16 protein-coding genes and 2 riboswitches are annotated in these 17,583 nt (G+C 62.3%); of the genes, 6 read left to right on the top strand and 10 right to left on the bottom strand.

All coding sequences use genetic code 11. The features are described 5' to 3' along the window. Positions 1-2: 2 nt before the first annotated feature. The 4 genes from ACSQ3I_RS08945 (at position 3) to ACSQ3I_RS08930 (ending at position 3,007) form a co-directional block, all read left to right on the top strand. Positions 3-407 (top strand): RNA-binding S4 domain-containing protein, encoded by a 405-nt coding sequence (locus ACSQ3I_RS08945; protein ID WP_435998025.1) that lies wholly within the window; start codon positions 3-5, stop codon positions 405-407. Between the two features lie 223 nt (positions 408-630). Then, positions 631-969, top strand: coding sequence for a ferredoxin FdxA (gene fdxA / locus ACSQ3I_RS08940; RefSeq protein WP_435998023.1), 339 nt, complete (start codon positions 631-633; stop codon positions 967-969). Between the two features lie 397 nt (positions 970-1,366). Then, positions 1,367-1,936, top strand: coding sequence for a CarD family transcriptional regulator (locus ACSQ3I_RS08935; RefSeq protein ID WP_435998021.1), 570 nt, complete (start codon positions 1,367-1,369; stop codon positions 1,934-1,936). A gap of 207 nt (positions 1,937-2,143) precedes the next feature. Next, positions 2,144-3,007 (top strand): RNA polymerase factor sigma-32, encoded by an 864-nt coding sequence (locus ACSQ3I_RS08930; protein ID WP_435998020.1) that lies wholly within the window; start codon positions 2,144-2,146, stop codon positions 3,005-3,007. Positions 3,008-3,105: 98 nt separating this feature from the next. Here ACSQ3I_RS08930 and ACSQ3I_RS08925 read toward each other — a convergent pair whose 3' ends face one another. The 5 genes from ACSQ3I_RS08925 to ACSQ3I_RS08905 all read right to left on the bottom strand — a co-directional run bounded on the left by ACSQ3I_RS08925 (position 3,106) and on the right by ACSQ3I_RS08905 (position 10,006). Then, entirely contained in the window at positions 3,106-4,617 is a 1,512-nt protein-coding gene (locus tag ACSQ3I_RS08925) for a M48 family metalloprotease (RefSeq protein WP_435998018.1), read from the bottom strand. A gap of 287 nt (positions 4,618-4,904) precedes the next feature. After that, entirely contained in the window at positions 4,905-5,624 is a 720-nt protein-coding gene (locus ACSQ3I_RS08920; protein WP_435998016.1) for a thiamine ABC transporter ATP-binding protein, read from the bottom strand. After that, positions 5,614-7,248 (bottom strand): thiamine/thiamine pyrophosphate ABC transporter permease ThiP, encoded by a 1,635-nt coding sequence (gene thiP, locus ACSQ3I_RS08915; protein ID WP_435998327.1) that lies wholly within the window; start codon positions 7,246-7,248, stop codon positions 5,614-5,616. The genes ACSQ3I_RS08920 and thiP overlap by 11 nt, the downstream gene beginning before the upstream one ends. Before the next feature lie 2 nt (positions 7,249-7,250). Beyond that, on the bottom strand, positions 7,251-8,279 hold the full coding sequence (thiB, locus tag ACSQ3I_RS08910; RefSeq protein ID WP_435998014.1) for a thiamine ABC transporter substrate binding subunit: 1,029 nt from the start codon (positions 8,277-8,279) through the stop codon (positions 7,251-7,253). Positions 8,280-8,329: 50 nt separating this feature from the next. Next, a riboswitch (TPP riboswitch) is annotated at positions 8,330-8,448 on the bottom strand. A gap of 55 nt (positions 8,449-8,503) precedes the next feature. After that, positions 8,504-10,006: an MDR family MFS transporter gene (locus ACSQ3I_RS08905; protein ID WP_435998012.1), complete on the bottom strand. Its 1,503-nt coding sequence runs from the start codon at positions 10,004-10,006 to the stop codon at positions 8,504-8,506. A 114-nt stretch (positions 10,007-10,120) separates the two neighbouring features. On the opposite strand from ACSQ3I_RS08905, the gene ACSQ3I_RS08900 reads away from it, so the two are divergent. Next, positions 10,121-10,660: a MarR family winged helix-turn-helix transcriptional regulator gene (locus ACSQ3I_RS08900; RefSeq protein ID WP_435998010.1), complete on the top strand. Its 540-nt coding sequence runs from the start codon at positions 10,121-10,123 to the stop codon at positions 10,658-10,660. Between the two features lie 163 nt (positions 10,661-10,823). On the opposite strand, the gene ACSQ3I_RS08895 is transcribed toward ACSQ3I_RS08900, so the two are convergent. The 5 genes from ACSQ3I_RS08895 to ACSQ3I_RS08875 form a co-directional block, all read right to left on the bottom strand. Further along, positions 10,824-11,849, bottom strand: coding sequence for an aldose epimerase family protein (locus ACSQ3I_RS08895; RefSeq protein WP_435998009.1), 1,026 nt, complete (start codon positions 11,847-11,849; stop codon positions 10,824-10,826). An 89-nt stretch (positions 11,850-11,938) separates the two neighbouring features. Beyond that, positions 11,939-13,123: a vWA domain-containing protein gene (locus tag ACSQ3I_RS08890; RefSeq protein ID WP_435998007.1), complete on the bottom strand. Its 1,185-nt coding sequence runs from the start codon at positions 13,121-13,123 to the stop codon at positions 11,939-11,941. Positions 13,124-13,129: 6 nt separating this feature from the next. Beyond that, positions 13,130-13,582: an N-acetyltransferase family protein gene (locus ACSQ3I_RS08885; RefSeq protein ID WP_435998005.1), complete on the bottom strand. Its 453-nt coding sequence runs from the start codon at positions 13,580-13,582 to the stop codon at positions 13,130-13,132. Further along, positions 13,579-14,511 (bottom strand): homoserine O-acetyltransferase MetA, encoded by a 933-nt coding sequence (gene metA, locus ACSQ3I_RS08880; protein WP_435998003.1) that lies wholly within the window; start codon positions 14,509-14,511, stop codon positions 13,579-13,581. Before metA ends, ACSQ3I_RS08885 begins: the two co-directional genes overlap by 4 nt. A gap of 52 nt (positions 14,512-14,563) precedes the next feature. Beyond that, positions 14,564-14,641: riboswitch (SAM riboswitch) on the bottom strand. Between the two features lie 148 nt (positions 14,642-14,789). Further along, complete coding sequence (locus tag ACSQ3I_RS08875) at positions 14,790-15,626, bottom strand: AAA family ATPase (RefSeq protein WP_435998002.1); 837 nt, start codon at positions 15,624-15,626, stop codon at positions 14,790-14,792. Positions 15,627-15,793: 167 nt separating this feature from the next. Here ACSQ3I_RS08875 and ACSQ3I_RS08870 point away from each other — a divergent pair, with 167 nt between their 5' ends. Then, the gene (locus ACSQ3I_RS08870; RefSeq protein ID WP_435998000.1) at positions 15,794-17,578 is read left to right on the top strand and encodes an ABC transporter ATP-binding protein/permease; all 1,785 of its coding nucleotides are present in this window, start codon (positions 15,794-15,796) and stop codon (positions 17,576-17,578) included. Positions 17,579-17,583: the final 5 nt, after the last annotated feature.

The following is a 17,583-nucleotide window of genomic DNA, read 5'->3' as shown; positions in this document are numbered from 1 at the left end:
CCATGGCGGATGAAAAACAGCCAGGCAGTGGTTCGCGCCAGCGCATCGACAAATGGCTGTTTTTTACCCGCATGGCAAAATCGCGCTCGCTCGCCCAGTCGCATGTCCAGTCCGGATCGGTGAAGGTGAATGGCGAGCGGGTGACGCAGGCCAGCCATCAGGTGAAGCCGGGCGACCTTGTCGTGCTTTCGCTGGATCGGCGCGACGTCGTGTTGCTGGTCAAGCTGCCGGGAGAGCGGCGTGGGCCTTACGAGGAGGCCAAGCTGCTCTACGAGGACCGTTCGCCGCCGCCGGATGAGACAAAACGTCTCACCCTGTTCGAGCAGGCCGTTCGGGCGCCCGGCGCGGGGCGGCCGACCAAGAAGGAGCGGCGATTGATCGACCGGCTTCTCAGTGACGAGGAATAGTTGCGGATCTTTGCCGGCTCGTGTGAAAACTCTGTGCGCGGATGCGTTGATTTCAGGATTGTTAATCCTTGATAAGCCGAGCCAAAGACGTTACGTCCACAGCAACGGAGATCGTCGGCTGGCGCGTTGCGAAGGCTGTTCGGGTTTTCCTGTTCACGTGAAGGCTTTGAAGCGATCCTGGCGATCGTCGGTAGCCTGAGCCACACCGTTTCTGGAGTTCATCATGACGTATGTCGTGACCGACAATTGCATCAGCTGCAAATATACCGACTGTGTCGAAGTCTGCCCCGTCGACTGTTTTTACGAAGGCGAGAACTTTCTCGTCATCCATCCCGACGAATGCATCGATTGTGGCGTCTGCGAGCCGGAATGTCCCGCGGAAGCCATCAAGCCCGATACGGAGCCGGGCCTCGACAAGTGGCTGAAACTCAACGCGGAATATGCCGGCATCTGGCCGAACATCACGGTCAAGCGCGATGCCATGCCCGACGCCAAGGAAATGGATGGCGTCGAGGGCAAGCTGGAGAAATTCTTCTCCCCGAACCCCGGTTCCGGCGACTGATCCGGACGCGATTTCGCAACGCCGCGGCGACGCGCAAAGCGAATCAAAACAGAATCAATCCAGAGGCTTGTGCGCGTGTCAGCGGCAACACAGGCAAAGCAAATTATTGATTTCCTCATATTTTTATGGTAGGGTCAAAACACTGATCCACATTGCGGCATTTCGTGTGCCCAAAACCATCACGAAAGCAACAAAAATAACCCCTAACGCGGTTTCTGCGACAACATACAGCGAGTTTGGCTGTCGGGTCTCTGATCGCGATCATGGGTTTCTTTTTGCGCGCGCGTTTGGACGGACCAGAAATGGAGTCACCCGACGGTGTCCCCGTCTCATCCGGGCCTGACTGACCCGGCCCCGGCGAACGTGCCGGGTGCGTTATAGGGAGTTTTTAGAACGCATGACGACCCAGCAGAAAAAATCTTCAGCGCGCCACGGCTTCAAGACCGGTGAAGCGATCGTTTATCCGGCCCATGGTGTCGGCACGATCACTGCCATCGAGGAGCAGGAAGTTGCGGGCATGAAGCTCGAACTTTTCGTGATCGATTTCGAAAAAGACAAGATGCGCCTCAAGGTGCCGGTCGCCAAGGCCGTCAGCATCGGCATGCGCAAGCTGTCCGAAACCGATTTCGTCGAACGTGCGTTGAAGGTCGTCCAGGGCAAGGCTCGCGTCAAGCGCACCATGTGGTCGCGCCGCGCCCAGGAATACGATGCCAAGATCAATTCCGGTGATCTGATTTCCATCGCGGAAGTGGTACGCGATCTCTATCGCGCCGAAAACCAGCCGGAGCAGTCCTACTCCGAACGTCAGCTTTACGAAGCTGCGCTCGACCGCATGGCCCGCGAGATCGCCGCCGTCAACAAGATGTCGGAAACCGAAGCGGTCCGTCTCGTCGAGACGCATCTGGCCAAGGGTCCGAAGCGCGGAAAGACGATCGAGGAAGACGATTCCCAGGACGAAGCGGCCTGAAAATAGGTCCCGCTTCGATTTTTTAAAGACCCGGCCTTCGAGCCGGGTTTTTTTATTGGAACTTTTTTGCCTCTCGCGACGTTTCATCATCGCGACAAGCCCTGTTGGCCCTCGATCAGAGGCCTGCCCGGTGCAGGTCGCTGGGCGGAACAGCGATGTGTCAGACATCCCACCGTTCACCTCTGGTGGCTTTCATGGAGAAATCGCATGAAGAGTATGTCTGCAGATCGGCGCATGATCAAAATCGCCATGGCAGCCCCCTACCTTGCCCGCGAAGAGGAACACGACCTCGCCGTTCGCTGGAAGGAAACATCCGACCAGAATGCTCGCAACCAGATCGCCATGGCCCATATGCGACTGGTGGTCTCCATGGCCGGCAAATTCCGGCACTTTGGTTTGTCGATGAGCGATCTGGTCCAGGAGGGCTATGTCGGGCTTCTCGAAGCCGCTGCCCGTTTCGAACCGGAGCGTGACGTGCGTTTTTCGACCTATGCGTCCTGGTGGATCCGCGCCTCGATGCAGGATTACATATTGCGCAACTGGTCGATCGTGCGCGGCGGCACCAGTTCTGCCCAGAAAGCCTTGTTCTTCAATTTGCGCCGCCTGCGCGCCAAGCTCGCCCGTGGTGATACCCAGTTGACGGCACAGGCCATCCACGAGGAAATCGCCGCCGCCCTCGGTGTCAGCCTGGCGGATGTCCAGACGATGGATGCCCGCCTGTCCGCCAACGATACGTCGCTGCAGACGCCGACGATTTCGGGTGATGCCGATAGCGGCGAGCGGCTCGACATGCTGGCATGCGACGATCCCCTGCCCGACGAGCAGGTCTCGATCATGATCGATACGGAGCGGCGGCTGACCTGGCTCACAGCAGCGCTCGGCCATCTCAACGAACGGGAAATGCGCATCATCCGCGCGCGTCGGCTTGCCGATGACGGGGCGACCCTGGAAGAGCTTGGCGCCGATCTCGGCATCTCCAAGGAGCGGGTGCGCCAGATCGAAAGCCGGGCGCTGCAGAAGCTCAAGCAGGCGCTGGTGAGTGCCGATCCCGGCATGGCCGCCTACGCCTGACGCGCGGGACCAGCGAAACATCCAGTGGCTTAGCGTGAACGCAGCAACGCAAAGCCATTCCGCTCTTCAATGAAAAGCGGCCTGTCTCCAGCAATTTGTTATTCCGATATGATCTTGACCTTGTCGCCTCGCGAAAGCGAGGCGCCTGTCGGGAGGGCATTGATCATCTTGAACAGATCGAGCTTGCGGTCCGTACCCATCATGCGCGCGGCGATCGACGGGATGGTGTCACCGTCCCGCACGGTAACGACGCGGACACGCAGCGGCTTCAGCGATGCGGCTTCCTGCGGCGTCATGCGGCGGAACGTGGTGCGCAGCACGTTTGCGGTCGGTTCCAGCGACGCGCTGCCCTTGGGCACGGCGGTCAGGAAACGGAAGATCTGCTTCTCGATGCGAATGACCGTCACGTCGAAATCCCAGCGTTCGGCCTGGGCGCGTGCCGTGGCGGCCTCCAGGCCGTTGACGGTGGCGGTGCGGATGGTGTCCGGCAGCAGGCCTGTGACCCAGCCGCTGGAAATGTAATTCGTCAGGCTGCGCTGCTGTTCGTCCGCCACGCCGTCGAACCGGATGGCGATATCGCCGGGGCCGGTTGCCAGCACCGCTTCCACCTTGTTGTCGATCTGGAAGCCGGCAGGCACGTCGAAGCGGATGCCGAGGCTGCCGTGCAGGAAGGTCTGGCCGCGCACGTAACCCTCTTGCGGGCTGTCGCCGTAAAGCAGGCCGTCGATGCCGGCGAGATAATAATCCCGTCCGCGGTCGCCGCTCTGGCCTTCCGGCCCGAAATTGCGGGCATGGCGGCGGGCCAGGTCGATACGCTGCGCCGAATTCGGATGGCTGGACAGGAAGTCCAGGCTCTGGTCGGCATCGGGATCCACCGACATGAAGCGACTATAGGCGGCCATGGAATCGAGGAAACGGGCTGCGGCATACGGATCGTAACCGGCCTCGCCGAGCATGCGCACGCCGATCACGTCGGCCTGGAGTTCCTGGTTGCGCGAAAAGGCCGCAAGCCGCAGCTTGCCGCGCGCCAAAGCCTGCTTGCCGGCGAGATCGCTGGACAGCACTTCCGCCACCACCCGGCTGGCGATGACTTCCGCTTCTTCGCGCTTCTGCCGCTCGATGCCGTGATTGGCCGTGACGTGCGCCATTTCGTGCGACAGCACGGCAGCGACCTCGGAAGCGTCGTTGGCGAGCGCCAGCAGGCCGCGGGTGACATAGAGATAGCCACCCGGCAGGGCGAAGGCATTGATCGCCGGCGAATTCAGGATGGTGATGCGGTAGGATTGCGCCGGATTTTCCGAGACGGCGGTCAGCGCGCCGGTGATGCGGGCGACCAGCCGTTCGGTCTTCTCGTCGTGGTATTCGCCGCCGTAGCTGGCGACGATGCGCGGATGTTCGCGGGCACCCATCTGGGCACGCGGATCGTTCTTCTGGACTTCGTCGACGATTTGCGGATTGTTGGACGGCGCAACGGTCGGTTCGTAGACCTGCTCCGTCAGCGACTGACAGCCCGAAAGCGCCACGGCAGCCGCCAGCAAGACAACGGCAATGCGCGGCCATGAGGAACTGGAAGCGTTGGTCTGTCTGGGAGCTGCTGCGCGCGTCGTCATTATCGTCAGGATCGTTTCCACTCGTGTCTCGGCCGCGGGCAGGTCAACATCAAAGCTGGTGTCATCGGGGTAGGAAGCCCCGATTCACAACCTGTCCGTCCAGTCGAGCCAATGGTTTGCTCTAGCTGATTTCGACGGGGGTTGCATAGCGAGACGTGCTTTAATTATGGCGGCGTTGTATTTTAGCAAGCATCGTTTCGCAGAGCATATAACGTGTCCCGTTCCTGCCATGTCATCTGCGGGCGACCAAATTGTGGCAAAGACTTCATCTTATGGTCAACGGAAGGTTAAGATCCGAGGAAATCAAGCACTTCCGGGATGTCGCGGTGTTTTAGAAATTCCTCGACCGGTGCGCTGAGCGCAATCCTGCCCTGCGTGACGAACACGGCATGATCGGCGAGGCGGCGAAGCTCGGCGGGGTCATGGGTGACCAGCAGCACGGTGTTGCCGGTGTCGCGATGCAAGGCCAGCAAAAGCGTGGCCATGCTCTGGCGCAGGCTCGGGTCGAGTGCGGCGAAAGGTTCGTCGAGCAGCAGGATCGGGCGATTGCGGACAAGGGCGCGGGCGAAGGCCGCCCGTTGCCGCTCGCCGCCGGACAGGGACGGCGGCAGGCGTCTTTCGAAACCCTCCAGGCCGACACGGGCAAGCGCTGCCGAGATGCGCGTCCGATCGGCAGCCGTCAGCGCGAAGCGCGGGCTGATGCCGAGGCCGATATTGGTGAACAGGTCGAGATGCGAAAACAGGTTGTTGTCCTGGAAGACCAGCGAGACCGGCCGTTCGCTGGGGTGAAGGGCGGTGACATCCTGGCCGGCAAGCAAAACCCGGCCGCGATCCGGTGTCTCGAAACCGGCGAGAAGGTTCAAAAGCGTGGTCTTGCCGGAGCCGGAAGGGCCGGTGACGGCGATGATCCGGCCGGCGGGCAATACCGTGTCGAAGTCGAAATCCTGCGTGCCCAGCCGCAGCCGCACGCCGTCGAGAGCGATGCCGCCTCCTGCTTCACCGCTCATCGCGTTCCTCCGGGATTTTCAGGCCGGCCGTGCCGGCGATGGTCAGGCCGAGGCAGATGAGGCCGAGCAGCAAGGCAAGGCCATCCGCGTCGCTGGTGCGGTAGCTGCCGAGCCGGCTGTAGAGCAGCCAGGGCAAGGTCGTCAGCCCGTCCGCGCCGAACAGGGCGACGGCGCCGAGATCGCCGAGGGACAGGGCCATGGCAAAGGAGAGCGCCATCAGCAGCGGTTTTTTCAGGCCCGGCCAGTCGACCAGCCGCAGCCTCGCCCACCCGGCCAGTCCCAGGCTCGCGGAGAGGCGGGCGGTGCGGATGCGGTGGGCAGCCATGGCGGGCGCGACGATGCGGATGACGAAGGGCAGGGACATCAGCGTGTTGATGCCGAGCACGAGAACGGGCGCAAATTTACTCGCATCGCCGCTGGGAAGCAGCAGCAGGAACCATCCGGTGGCCAGCACGACGGGCGGTACGAGCAGAACCAGCGACGATGTTCCGCCGAGCGTGGCCGAAAACAGCCGGGCGGCGCCGGCGGGGTTGCGTTTCGCCGCGATCGCCTCGCGTGCCTGGGTGATCGCCATGGCGAGAGAGACCGACAGCAGGCCGGCGCCGAGGGCGATGGTCAGGCTGGTGGCGGCCGCTCGCCAAAAAACGGCCTCGCCGAGCAGCTTGAGCAGGTCCGCTCTGGTACTGGCAAGGGCAACGGCGGCGAGCGGCAGGCCGAGGAACAGGACGGCGAGCAACAGGATGGCGCCATCCCACAGGCGTGCGGTGATCTTCTGGCCGTCCAGCCGGCGCACGGGTTTTCCGGCGGCAATCCCTCGGTCCTCAGGGGCCGGAAACAACGCGAGGAAACCGAGGATGATTGCGGTGACGACGATCTGCATCAGCGCCAGGGACACGGCACGCTGCGGCGCGAAATCGAAGCGCAGCGATTGGTAGATCGCCACTTCCAGTGTCGTGGCCGCCGGTCCGCCGCCGAGGATCAGCACCAGCGTGAAACTGGTGGCGCAGAGCATGAAGATCAATCCGGCGATGCCCGGCACCAGCCGGCGCAGGGCCGGCCATTCGATGAAGCGGAACACCGAGAGGCCCGGCATGCCGAGATAGCCGGACACCAGCCAGTATTCCGCCGGGATGCGTTCCAGCCCGATCAGCATCAGCCGGCAGGCAAGCGGCAGGTTGAAGAAGACGTGGGCAAGCAGGATGCCGGCAAGTCCATAGATGTGGATCGGCTCCTGCAGGCCAAGCCAGGCGAGCGTGTCGTTGATTATGCCCTGCCGTCCCCAGATCGCCAGCAGGCCGAGGGCGCCGATCAGCACCGGCAGGCCCATCGGCACGGCCATCAGCCGGATGATCCAGATGCGGCCGAAAAACCGCCTTTGCCTTGCCAGCGCGAGCGCCACGGGCATGGCAAGAGCCACGGAGAGAAGCGTGGACAGGAAGGCCTGCAGCAGCGTGAAGCGCAGGATGCCCAGCGTGTAGGGATCGGTAAGGGCGGTGATCGGCGACGAGGGGCCGCCTGCGAATGTCAGCAACGCAAGAACCGCCAGGCCGACAAACAGCAGAATGCCGGCGAGGCTGAAAACCCCGCCGGCAAGAGCCCAGCGTCGTTCGGCCGGCGTCAGCACGCTCAGTTGGCGCTCATGGCAGCGAGCCACTCGTCGATCCAGGCCGCGCGGTTCTTGGCCACCTCTTCAGGCGACATCAGGAAGGTTTTTTGCGGAACGACCAGCTTGCCGAAGGCCTCCGGCAGCGGCTGCGACGTGGCCGAAACCGGCATCATCCAGTTGTTGGTCGGGATGGTGTCCTGGAAGCCGGGGCCGATCATGAAGGAGAGGAAATCCTTGGCGAGCTGCTTGTCCTTGGCGTTCTTCAGTAGGCCGGCGACCTCTATCTGGATGTAGTGGCCTTCCGAGAAAGCTGCGGCCTGATAACGATCGGTGCTTTCGGCCACCATGTGGTAGGCCGGCGAGGTGGTGTAGGAGAGCACCATCGGCGCCTCGCCCTTGGTGAACAGGCCGTAGGCCTCCGACCAGCCGGGTGTGACGGTGAGGATGCGGTTCTTGAGCTTGGCCCAGGCCTCCGGCGCCTTGTCGCCGTAGACGGATTTGACCCAGAGCAGCAGGCCGAGGCCGGGGGTCGAGGTGCGCGGGTCCTCGATGACGATCTTTTGCGACGGATCGCCCTCGACCAGATCCTTCAGGCTCGCCGGCGGCGTTTTCAGCACCTGCGTATCGTAGACAACGGCGAAGTGGCCGTAATCGTAGGGAACGAAAACCGTATCCTTGAAATCGCCGGGCACCTTCACCGCGGCCGTATCGATGCCGTGGTCTTCGAAAAGGCCAGTGTCCTTGGCTTCGATGACGAGGTTGGTGTCGAGGCCGAGCACCAGGTCGGCCTTGCTGCCTTCGCCCTCAAGCTTCAGCCGGGACAAAAGCGCCACGCCATCGGCGACGCCGACGAAATCGACGGTGCATGCGCAGGTTTTCTCGAAGGCTTCCTTGACCTTGGGGCCGGGACCCCATTCGGAGATGAAGCTTTCATAGGTATAGATCGTCAGCGTCTTGTCGGCCGCATTGGCCGTGCCGGAAAAAGCAAGAAACGCTCCGGCGGCGAGTGCGGCCAGGGAAAACAGTGTCGAAGTCTTCTGGATCGGCATGACGCCCTCCTCTTCCAGGTTGATATTGGATGGGAAAAGTGGCGTCGCTTGAAGATCGCGCGTCTAATCCCTCCGCCGGTGTTAGCCGGATCAGGTTCCGCGGGTTAGCGTTTGCACGCCTCTCAGCCAGATCTCCGTTGCCGGACATAAGGCACCCCGTTAGAGCGAGAAGAGATGTAGCGGCGCGAACGCCGCTTGGCAAGCAGTCGATGTGTCGAAAGCGATCAGGCCTCGCCGGCGCGCGGCAGGCGGATCGGTTTTAGCGACAGGGCGGCGATCAGGCCGATGATGGCGATGCCGCCGGCGGTGAGGAACAGCGGCAGGAAAGCATGCGAATAGGTCTCGGCGATCATCTGCCGCGTGTCTGCCGGCAGGGCGGCCAGCATTTTCGGCGTCAGCTGCTCGATATCGGCCACCCCGGGCACGACCTCGCCCAGACGGGCGATGCCGGAGGCGACGACGGCGCCGTAGATCGAGATGGCGATGGCCGCGCCCGACATGCGCGTCAGCGTCACCGCACCGGTCGCCGCGCCGATATCCCCCTTGGCGGCGGCGTTCTGCACACCGAGGATCGGCACCTGCTGGCCGAGGCCGACGCCGAAGCCATGCAGCAAGAGGATGCCTGAGATGACGACGATCGGCGTGCCGGGATGCACCTGCGTGAACAGGCCGAGCGCCACAAGGCACAGTGAGGTGCTGGCGATCGAGAACGGCTTGTAGCGGCCGTAGGCGGCGATCAGCCGACCGGCGGAAAGCGAGCCGCAGACGATGCCGCCGGTCAGCGCGATGAACAGCAGGCCGGCGACGGAGGGCGACAGGCCGGTGGTCGTCTGCAGGAACAGCGCGTAATAATTGACCAGCCCGATGCCGATGGCGCCGCTCGCCAGCGAGATGACCAGCAGCAGCGTGAAGGTCGGATTGCGGAACAGCGACAGCGGCACGATCGGCTCCGGCGCCCGGCGTTCCACCACCACCCAGGCCACCGCACAGAGAATGCCGGTCGCGACGATGGCGGCACTTTGCACCGAGACCAGCGAGCCGAATAGTTCGGCACTGTCGGCGGCCAGCACAACGCTCGCCACGGCAGCAGCCAGCAGCAGCGCACCGGCATAATCGATTTTCGGCTGGCGTGCCGGGCGACGGTAAGGCAGCAGGAACACCAGGCCGACGAGCACCAGCAGGCCGATCGGAATGTTGACCAGGAATATCGAGCGCCAGCCGAAAAAGTCGCTCATCGTGCCGCCGAGCGTCGGGCCGATGGCGCCTGAGGCCATCAGCATCAGGCTGGAATAGCTCTGGTATTTGGCGCGTTCACGCGGCGCAAAAAGATCGGCGTTGATCGAGAAGATCGACACCATCAGGCCACCGCCGCCGAGCCCCTGCAGCACGCGGGCGGCGATCAGCGTGTTCATCGATACCGCCAGGCCGCAGACCATCGAGCCGACGACGAAGATGACGACGGCAGCGATCATCACATATTTGCGCCCGAAGAGGTCACCGAGCTTGCCGTAGAGCGGCATCACGGCGCTGGAGGCGAGCAGGTAGGACGAGCCGACCCAGCCGAATCGCTCCAACTGGCCGAATTCGCCGACGATGGTCGGCAGCGCCGTGGAAACGATCTGGTTGTCGAGCGTTGCCATGAAAAGGGCGGTCATCAGCAGGGAGAAGACCAGGAAGCGGCGTCGGTTGTCGGCGACAAGCGGCAGGGAAGCGGGTTGCATATCCATGAGGAGGGGTCCGGTGGCGTTGAGCAATTTATGTGCTTTTAGCATATAATTGTCAACGGCATGTTTTTGCGCCCGGCATATTTCCATTCCGTGGCGGTTTTGCTATGGGAAAGCATGGATGACAGCACGATGACCGAATCCGGCACAGAAAAGACCCCCGATGCGCTTAGCGTCGAGCGCATCGGCCAGGCCATGTCACGTATGCGCATCATGATCGGCCGGCGCGTCGTCGGGCGTGTGGCGCTGCAGAACGTCGCGCCGGATCTGGATATCTCGCATATCGACGTGCTCGACGTCATCAAGCGGGTGGAGCGGGACAGCGAGGTGACGGTCGGCACGATTGCCGAGCGCATGCGCATCGATCCGTCGCGCGCCAGCCGCGTGGTTGCCGACATGGTCGAACGGGGCGTGCTGCGCCGTGAGGCGTCTCAGGCGGATGCGCGGCGTATCGTCGTGGTCCTGACTCCGCTCGGGCTGAAGCTGCTGGAAGAAATTCGCGCGGTAAAACTGGCCGCAGTTGCCGAAATCGTCGCCGACTGGCCGCAGGCCGATATCGAAACCTTTTCACGGCTGTTCGAGACGTTCATCGGCGGTTTCGAGGCGTTGTATGTCCAGCGCGAGAAGAAGCTGCAGGACGGTGGTTCGTCGGGCTGAACCCAGCCGTTTCCCCTTCTCCCCCGTGGGGAGAAGGTGGCCCGAAGGGTCGGATGAGGGGGGACGGAACGGCGAGGTTTTGCTGTGTGGCACCCCCTCATCCCGCTGCGTCCTGCGGACCCTTCTCCCCACGGGGAGAAGGAGGCAGGCGTCACCCTCGCAATCAGCTCTTGCTAAAAACGTAATCCGTTTCCTGCTTCAGCGTCTGGCCGGGGCGCAGGATGGCGTTCGGGAAATCGGCGTGGTTGACGGCATCCGGCCAGACCTGCGTTTCCATGCAGAAGCCGGCGAAGGCGCCGTAGCGGCGACCTTCCAGGCCGGGCACCGGCACGTCGAGCTTGAAGCCGGCATAGAGCTGCACGCCGGGTTCGGTGGTGCGCACTTCCATGGAAACGCCGGAATTGATGCTACGGGCCAGCGCGACGCTGCGTTTTGCCGTGCGCTGGCGCGACAGGCAGAAATTATGGTCGAACAGCACCTGTTCGCCGTTCTCGAACCGCTTCATCGGGCCCATCTCGCGGAAATCGAAAGGAGTGCCGGCGACAGAGCGAAGCTCGCCGGTCGGGATCTGGGCTTCGGTGGTCGGCAGGTAATGATCGGCGGCGATCATCAGGTCGTGGTCGAGGGCGTTTTCGCGGCCGTCGAGGTTGAAGTAGGAGTGCTGACACAGGTTGACCGGTGCCGGCGCATCCGTGGTCGCCTCGTAGGTCACCGAAAGAACCCCGTCGCCATGCAGGTGATAGATGGCGGTGATGTCGCAATTGCCGGGATAACCGGCGCGGCCGGCCGCATCGACGATGCGCAGCACGACGCGGTCGGCGGCCTGGTCGACGATCGTCCAGTTCTGCTTGGCGATGTTGCCGGTGCCGCCGTGCAGGTGGTTGATGCCCTTCTCGTTGCGGTCGAGCTGGATTTCTTCACCGTCGAGCACGAAGCGGCCGCCATCGATGCGGTTGGCGCAGCGGCCGGGCGTGGCGCCGAAATAGGAGGAATATTGCGGATAGCTGGCGAAATCCTCAAAACCCAGCACCAGCGGCGGCGCATGGCCGTCGAGGCGCAGATCCTGGATGACGGAGCCCCAGGTCATCACCTTCGCCGTCAGCCCGCCGCCCTTGATCGTGACCCGGTAGACGGTCTCGCCGGCTGCCGTGGTTCCGAAAACTTCTCTTTGAAAACCTGTATCCGTCATGTCGCGATCGCCTGCTGTCTGCCTGTGAATTCGAGTGCAAAATGCTGCAGTTTTCGGCAAACCGCAATTAGTAATATTTTTGCCGACAATCAGCGCGAAAGCGCGCGTGTCGCCTGCTCCAGACCGCCGAGCGTCAACGGATACATCTGTCCGGCAAACAGCCGTCGAACCATGCCGATCGACGAGGTATATCCCCAATAATCCTCGCGCACCGGGTTGATCCAGATCGACCGGCGGAAATGACCGGTCAGGCGCGACAGCCAGACTTCGCCGCTTTCCTTGTTCCAGTGTTCGACCGAACCGCCGGCATGGGTGATCTCGTAAGGGCTCATCGCCGCATCGCCGACGAAGACGGCGTGATGGTCCGGCCCGAAGGTGCGGATGATGTCCTCGGTCGGCGTCACATCGACGCGCCGCCGGCGATTGTCCTTCCACACGCCTTCGTAGGGGCAATTGTGGAAATAGAAATAATCCATGTGCCGGAATTCGGCGCGGGCGGCGGAAAACAGCTCCTCGACGATGCGGATATGATCGTCCATCGAGCCGCCGACATCGAAGAACATCAGAAGCTTGACGGCGTTGCGGCGCTCCGGCCGGGTCTGCACGTCGAGATAGCCGTGTTCGGCGGTGGCGCGGATCGTGCCGCCGAGATCGAGTTCGTCGGCGGCGCCGGCGCGCACCCAGCGGCGCAGCCGCTTCAACGCCACCTTGATATTGCGGGTGCCGAGTTCGACGCTGTCGTCGAAATTGCGAAATTCGCGGCGGTCCCAGACCTTTGCGGCGCGACGATGGCGGGATTCGTCCTGGCCGATGCGCACGCCTTCGGGATTGTAGCCATAGGCGCCGAAGGGCGAAGTGCCGGCGGTGCCGATCCATTTCGAGCCGCCCTGATGCCGCCCCTTCTGCTCCGCCAGCCGCTGCTGCAGCGTTTCCATCAGCTTGTCGAAACCGCCGAGGCTTTCGACAAGTTTCTTTTCGTCGTCCGTCAGGTATTTTTCCGCAAGCTTGCGCAGCCATTCTTCGGGAATGGCGGCTTCTTCGATGGCCTCGCTGCCAGCGACGGCTTCCAGTCCCTTGAAGCTGCTGGCGAACACCTGGTCGAAACGGTCGATGAACCGTTCGTCCTTCACCAGCGCCGCCCGCGCCAGGAAATAGAACGCCTCGATGTCGAAATCCGCCAACCCTTCCCGCATGCCTTCCAGGAGCAGCAAGAATTCCCGCAATGTCACCGGGATTTTTGCTGCCTTGAGATCGAGGAAGAAAGGAATGAACATCGGGGCCTAGAAATTGCGCTGGTAGACCAGGAAGGGCGTCTTTTCCGCCAGCCTATCATAGAGGCGCCGCGCGGTGGCATTGAATTCCTGCGTCATCCAGTAGACTTCCTTCGAGCCGCGACCGGTGGCCTTTTCATAGATCGCCTCGATCAGCGCCCGGCCGATGCCGGTGCCGCGCACATCCGGATCGGCGTAGAGGTCCTGCAGGTAGCAGATATCGTCGATATGCCAGCAGGACCGGTGGAAGAGGTAATGCGCCAACCCCACCGGCTTGCCGTCGAGCACGGCGATGAGCCCGTTATATTCGTTCGGCTGGCCGCTCAGCAGCCGGGCGAAGGTGGAGCGGTAGATCTCTTCCGGCAGCACCGTTTCGTAGAAGGCGAGATAGGCCGTCCAGAGCCGGCGCCACTCCGTCTCGTCCTCGGCGCGCAGGGGTCTGATCTCAAGGTTGCCGCTCATGGTGTTTTTCCTCCCGCGCCGATTTCCGACACTTCATAGGGTGTCGTCTGGTAGATCTCGTTGATCCAGTTGCCGAAGAAAAGATGCGCATGGCTGCGCCATCGGTTCAAGGGCGGCAGGTCCGGATCGTTGTGCGGGAAATAGTCGTGCGGCATCTTAATCGGCACGCCGGCATTGATGTCGCGGAAATATTCGTCCGCCAGCGAGGTCGAATCATATTCGACGTGATTGAACATGTAGAGCCGCTTGCCCGCCTTCTCATGCAGCAGGCAGACGCCCATTTCTTTCGATTCCATCAGGATTTCCAGGCCTTCGGCCTTTTCGATGTCGGCGCGGCGCACCTCGGTCCAGCGTGACACCGGCACGCCGAAATCGTCGGAAAAACCGTTGAGATAGACGGACGAGGGCTTCAGGTTGAGATGGCGATAGACGCCAAAAGCCTTTTCCTTGAGTTCGTGTTTCGGCACGCCATGGAAATGGTAGACCGCGGCCATCGCGCCCCAGCAGACATTGAGTGTCGAATGGACGTTGGTCGTCGTCCAGTCGAGGATCTGCTGCATCTCGTTCCAGTAGGTCACCTGTTCGTAGGGCAGTGTTTCCACCGGTGCGCCGGTGATGATGAAGCCGTCGAACTTGCGGTGCTTGACCTCCTCCCAGGTCTCGTAGAAGGCAAGCAGATGGTCTTCCGAGGTGTTTTTCGCCTTGTGGCCGCCGATGCGCACCAGGGACAGCTCGACCTGCAGCGGTGTCGCGCCGATCAAGCGCGCCATCTGGATCTCCGTCTTGATCTTGTTCGGCATGAGGTTCAGGAGCCCGATCTGCAACGGCCGGATGTCCTGGCGTCCGGCCAGGGTCTCGGTCATCACCCGCACGCCCTCGTTCACGAGGGTTTCATAGGCGGGCAAGGTATCGGGGATCTTGATAGGCATGTGCTGTCACTCGTCCAAAACGAAAAACCGGCGGCATAAAAAAATTGCTATCGGTCCGTGACGCACGGCCCTTTAGCAAGTTGTTTAACGTGGCTGCAAGCCGGCCGGCCAAATCACCACAGATCCCTAGATAATCCCAGAGTGATTAAGAATCAATCTCCCTGCACGAATCCCGTGCAGTGGTTTGAAGCACGCTCCGTTCAATAGATCGTGTTTCAGACTCATTGCTTTCGATGCGTGATCTTGCCGATCCTCGTTTTTACTCTGATCGGACGATGTCAATCGCGCCTTGCCATGAAGGCCAGCCGCTCGAACAGATGCACGTCCTGCTCGTTTTTCAGCAAGGCGCCGTGCAGGCGGGGCAGGGCATTCTTCGCATCCGCCCGGAGGTCGGCGGGATCGATGTCGTCGGCAACCAGCAGGCGGATCCAGTCGAGCGCTTCCGAGGTCGAGGGTTTCTTCTTCAAGCCCTGCATGTCGCGGATCTCGAAGAATTGCGTCAGCGCCGCCTTCAGCAGGTTCTGGCGGATACCGGGGTAATGCACCTCGACGATGCGAGCGAGCGTATCGGCATCGGGAAAGCGGATATAGTGGAAGAAGCAGCGGCGCAGGAAGGCATCCGGCAGTTCCTTCTCGTTGTTGGAGGTGATGATGACGATCGGCCGGTGGCGGGCGCCGACGGTCTCGCCGGTTTCGTAGACATGGAATTCCATGCGGTCGAGTTCCTGCAGCAGGTCGTTGGGGAACTCGATGTCGGCCTTGTCGATCTCGTCGATCAACAGCACGCATTTTTTGTCCGCTTCGAAGGCCTGCCACAGCTTGCCGCGACGGATGTAGTTCTTGACGTCGTTGACCCGTTCGTCGCCGAGCTGGCTGTCGCGCAGCCGCGACACGGCGTCGTATTCATACAGGCCCTGCTGCGCCTTGGTGGTCGACTTGACGTTCCATTCGATGATGTCGAGGCCGAGCGCCGTGGCGATCTGGCGGGCGAGCTCGGTCTTGCCGGTGCCCGGTTCGCCTTTCACCAGAAGCGGCCGTTCGAGGCGGATGGCGGCGTTGACGGCGATCATCAGATCCTTGTCGGCAATGTATTCGGCGGTACCCTGAAACTGCATCGGTATTTGACTTTTCCTTAGCGAAGACCTGCGCAAACTAGGTAGCCCGGCCGGCGAGCGCAAGGGCGGTTGCAGCCTTGGCCGGCGGCAACGCGTCAAACTGTCGTTCGACAAGTGCCAGATGCATGCTTATGTGAAGACCAGACGTTCTGCACCAGAAGGTATCCATGGCCCAGGTCGAGCCTGCCGTGTCGGCGCCCGCCGATGATGTCGCCGAACCGGCGATCGGTTTTTCAGCACAGGTTGCGATGATGATGCGGGCGCTCTGGGGCGCCAGGGTTCGCAACATGCTGCTGCTGCTGGCAGCGATCATGCTGGCGATCATCCTCGCCACGGCCTATGTGCAGGTGCTGCTCAACCGCTGGAACGTGCCGTTCTACGATGCCCTGCAGCGGCGCGACCTCGATGCGTTCTTCACGCAGCTGAAGCAGTTTGCCATCATCGCCAGTGCGCTCCTGCTGCTCAACGTGGCGCAGACCTGGTTCAACCAGCTTGTCGGCCTGAAGATGCGCGACGGGCTGACGCGAGACCTCGTCGATCAGTGGCTGAAACCGAAACGGGCGCTTCGCCTGTCCACCATGGGCATTCTCGGCGTCAATCCCGACCAGCGGCTGCATGAGGATGCCAGCCATCTTTCGGAAATGACCACCAGCCTGACGATCGGGCTGGTGCAGGCAACCATCATGCTGGCGAGTTTCGTCGGCGTTCTCTGGGAGCTGTCGAGCGGTTTCGTCTTCACCTATCGCGGCGAGACGTTTTCGATCCCCGGCTACATGGTCTGGGCGGCGATCATCTATGCGGCGTCCGCCTCGCTGCTCAGCGCCGTTGTCGGCCGCAAGCTGGTAACGTTGAATGCCAATCGATATTCGAAGGAAGCGGAGCTGCGCTCCTCGCTGATGCGTACCAACGAAAACCTGACGGCCATCGCGGTGCTAAAAGGCGAAGGGTTCGAGCGCAAGCGCATCGATTTCGACATTGCCGCCGTTCTCGCCACCATGTGGCGGCTGGCGCTGGCGCTGACCAATTTGCGCTGGGTGTCGGCCGGTTACGGCTGGCTGACGGTGATCGCGCCGATCCTGATTGCCGCACCGGTCTATTTCGCCGGCGGGCTGACCTTCGGCGGGCTGATGATGGCGGTCGGCGCCTTCAACCAGGTCTATGCGTCGTTGCGCTGGTATGTCGACAATTTTGGCGCCATCGCCGATTGGAAGGCGACATTGATGCGTGTCGCCAATTTCCGCCATGCGCTGCTGCAGATGGACAACGAGACGGCGACGGAAGGCGATATCCGGTTCGAACGGAGTACGGATGACAGCCTGTCGCTGCGGGATGTCCGCATTTCCAGCGAAAAGGGCGCCGATCCTGCCGAGGCCGGTTTCCGGCTGCAGGAGGATGAACTGGTGGTGCGACCGAGCGACCGGGTGATGATCAACGGCGACCAGAGCGTCAACCGTCACCTGCTGTTCCGCGCATTGGCCGGCTGGTGGTCGTGGGGCACGGGGACGATTGCCGCGCCGCCGGAAGACGAGATGCTGTTCATGCCGCAGGTCGGCTACCTGCCGTATGGCACACTGCGCGAGGCGATTTCGTTTCCGCAGGATGCCGGCACCTATTCCGACGACGAGATCAGGGCGGCGCTCGACCGTGCCGGCCTTGGCCACTACCGGGATATGCTCGACACGCGGTTGCGCTGGGACAAGGTGCTGGATCATGACGGCCGCACGGCCCTCGGTTTTGCGACCGTGTTGCTGCGGCCGCCCCGCTGGCTGGTGATGGAGGACACGCTCGAGGGGCTGGAGCCCTCGGTCGCCGATCATCTGGCCGGCGTGCTTGCCGCGTTGCCGCAGACGGCGCTGGTCTATATCGGCCGCTCGGAAAGTTTTCTTTCAGAAGTGAAGCCGCGTATCTTCCATCTCGAAGCCCTGCCGCCATCGCCGGCGCTGCCGGGTTGAGGCAG

This window comes from Rhizobium sp. LjRoot30 (assembly GCF_964253915.1).
Lineage (GTDB): Bacteria > Pseudomonadota > Alphaproteobacteria > Rhizobiales > Rhizobiaceae > Metarhizobium.
The sequence above is the reverse complement of the archived record's forward strand: the minus strand, read 5'-3'. Positions and strand labels throughout refer to the sequence as shown.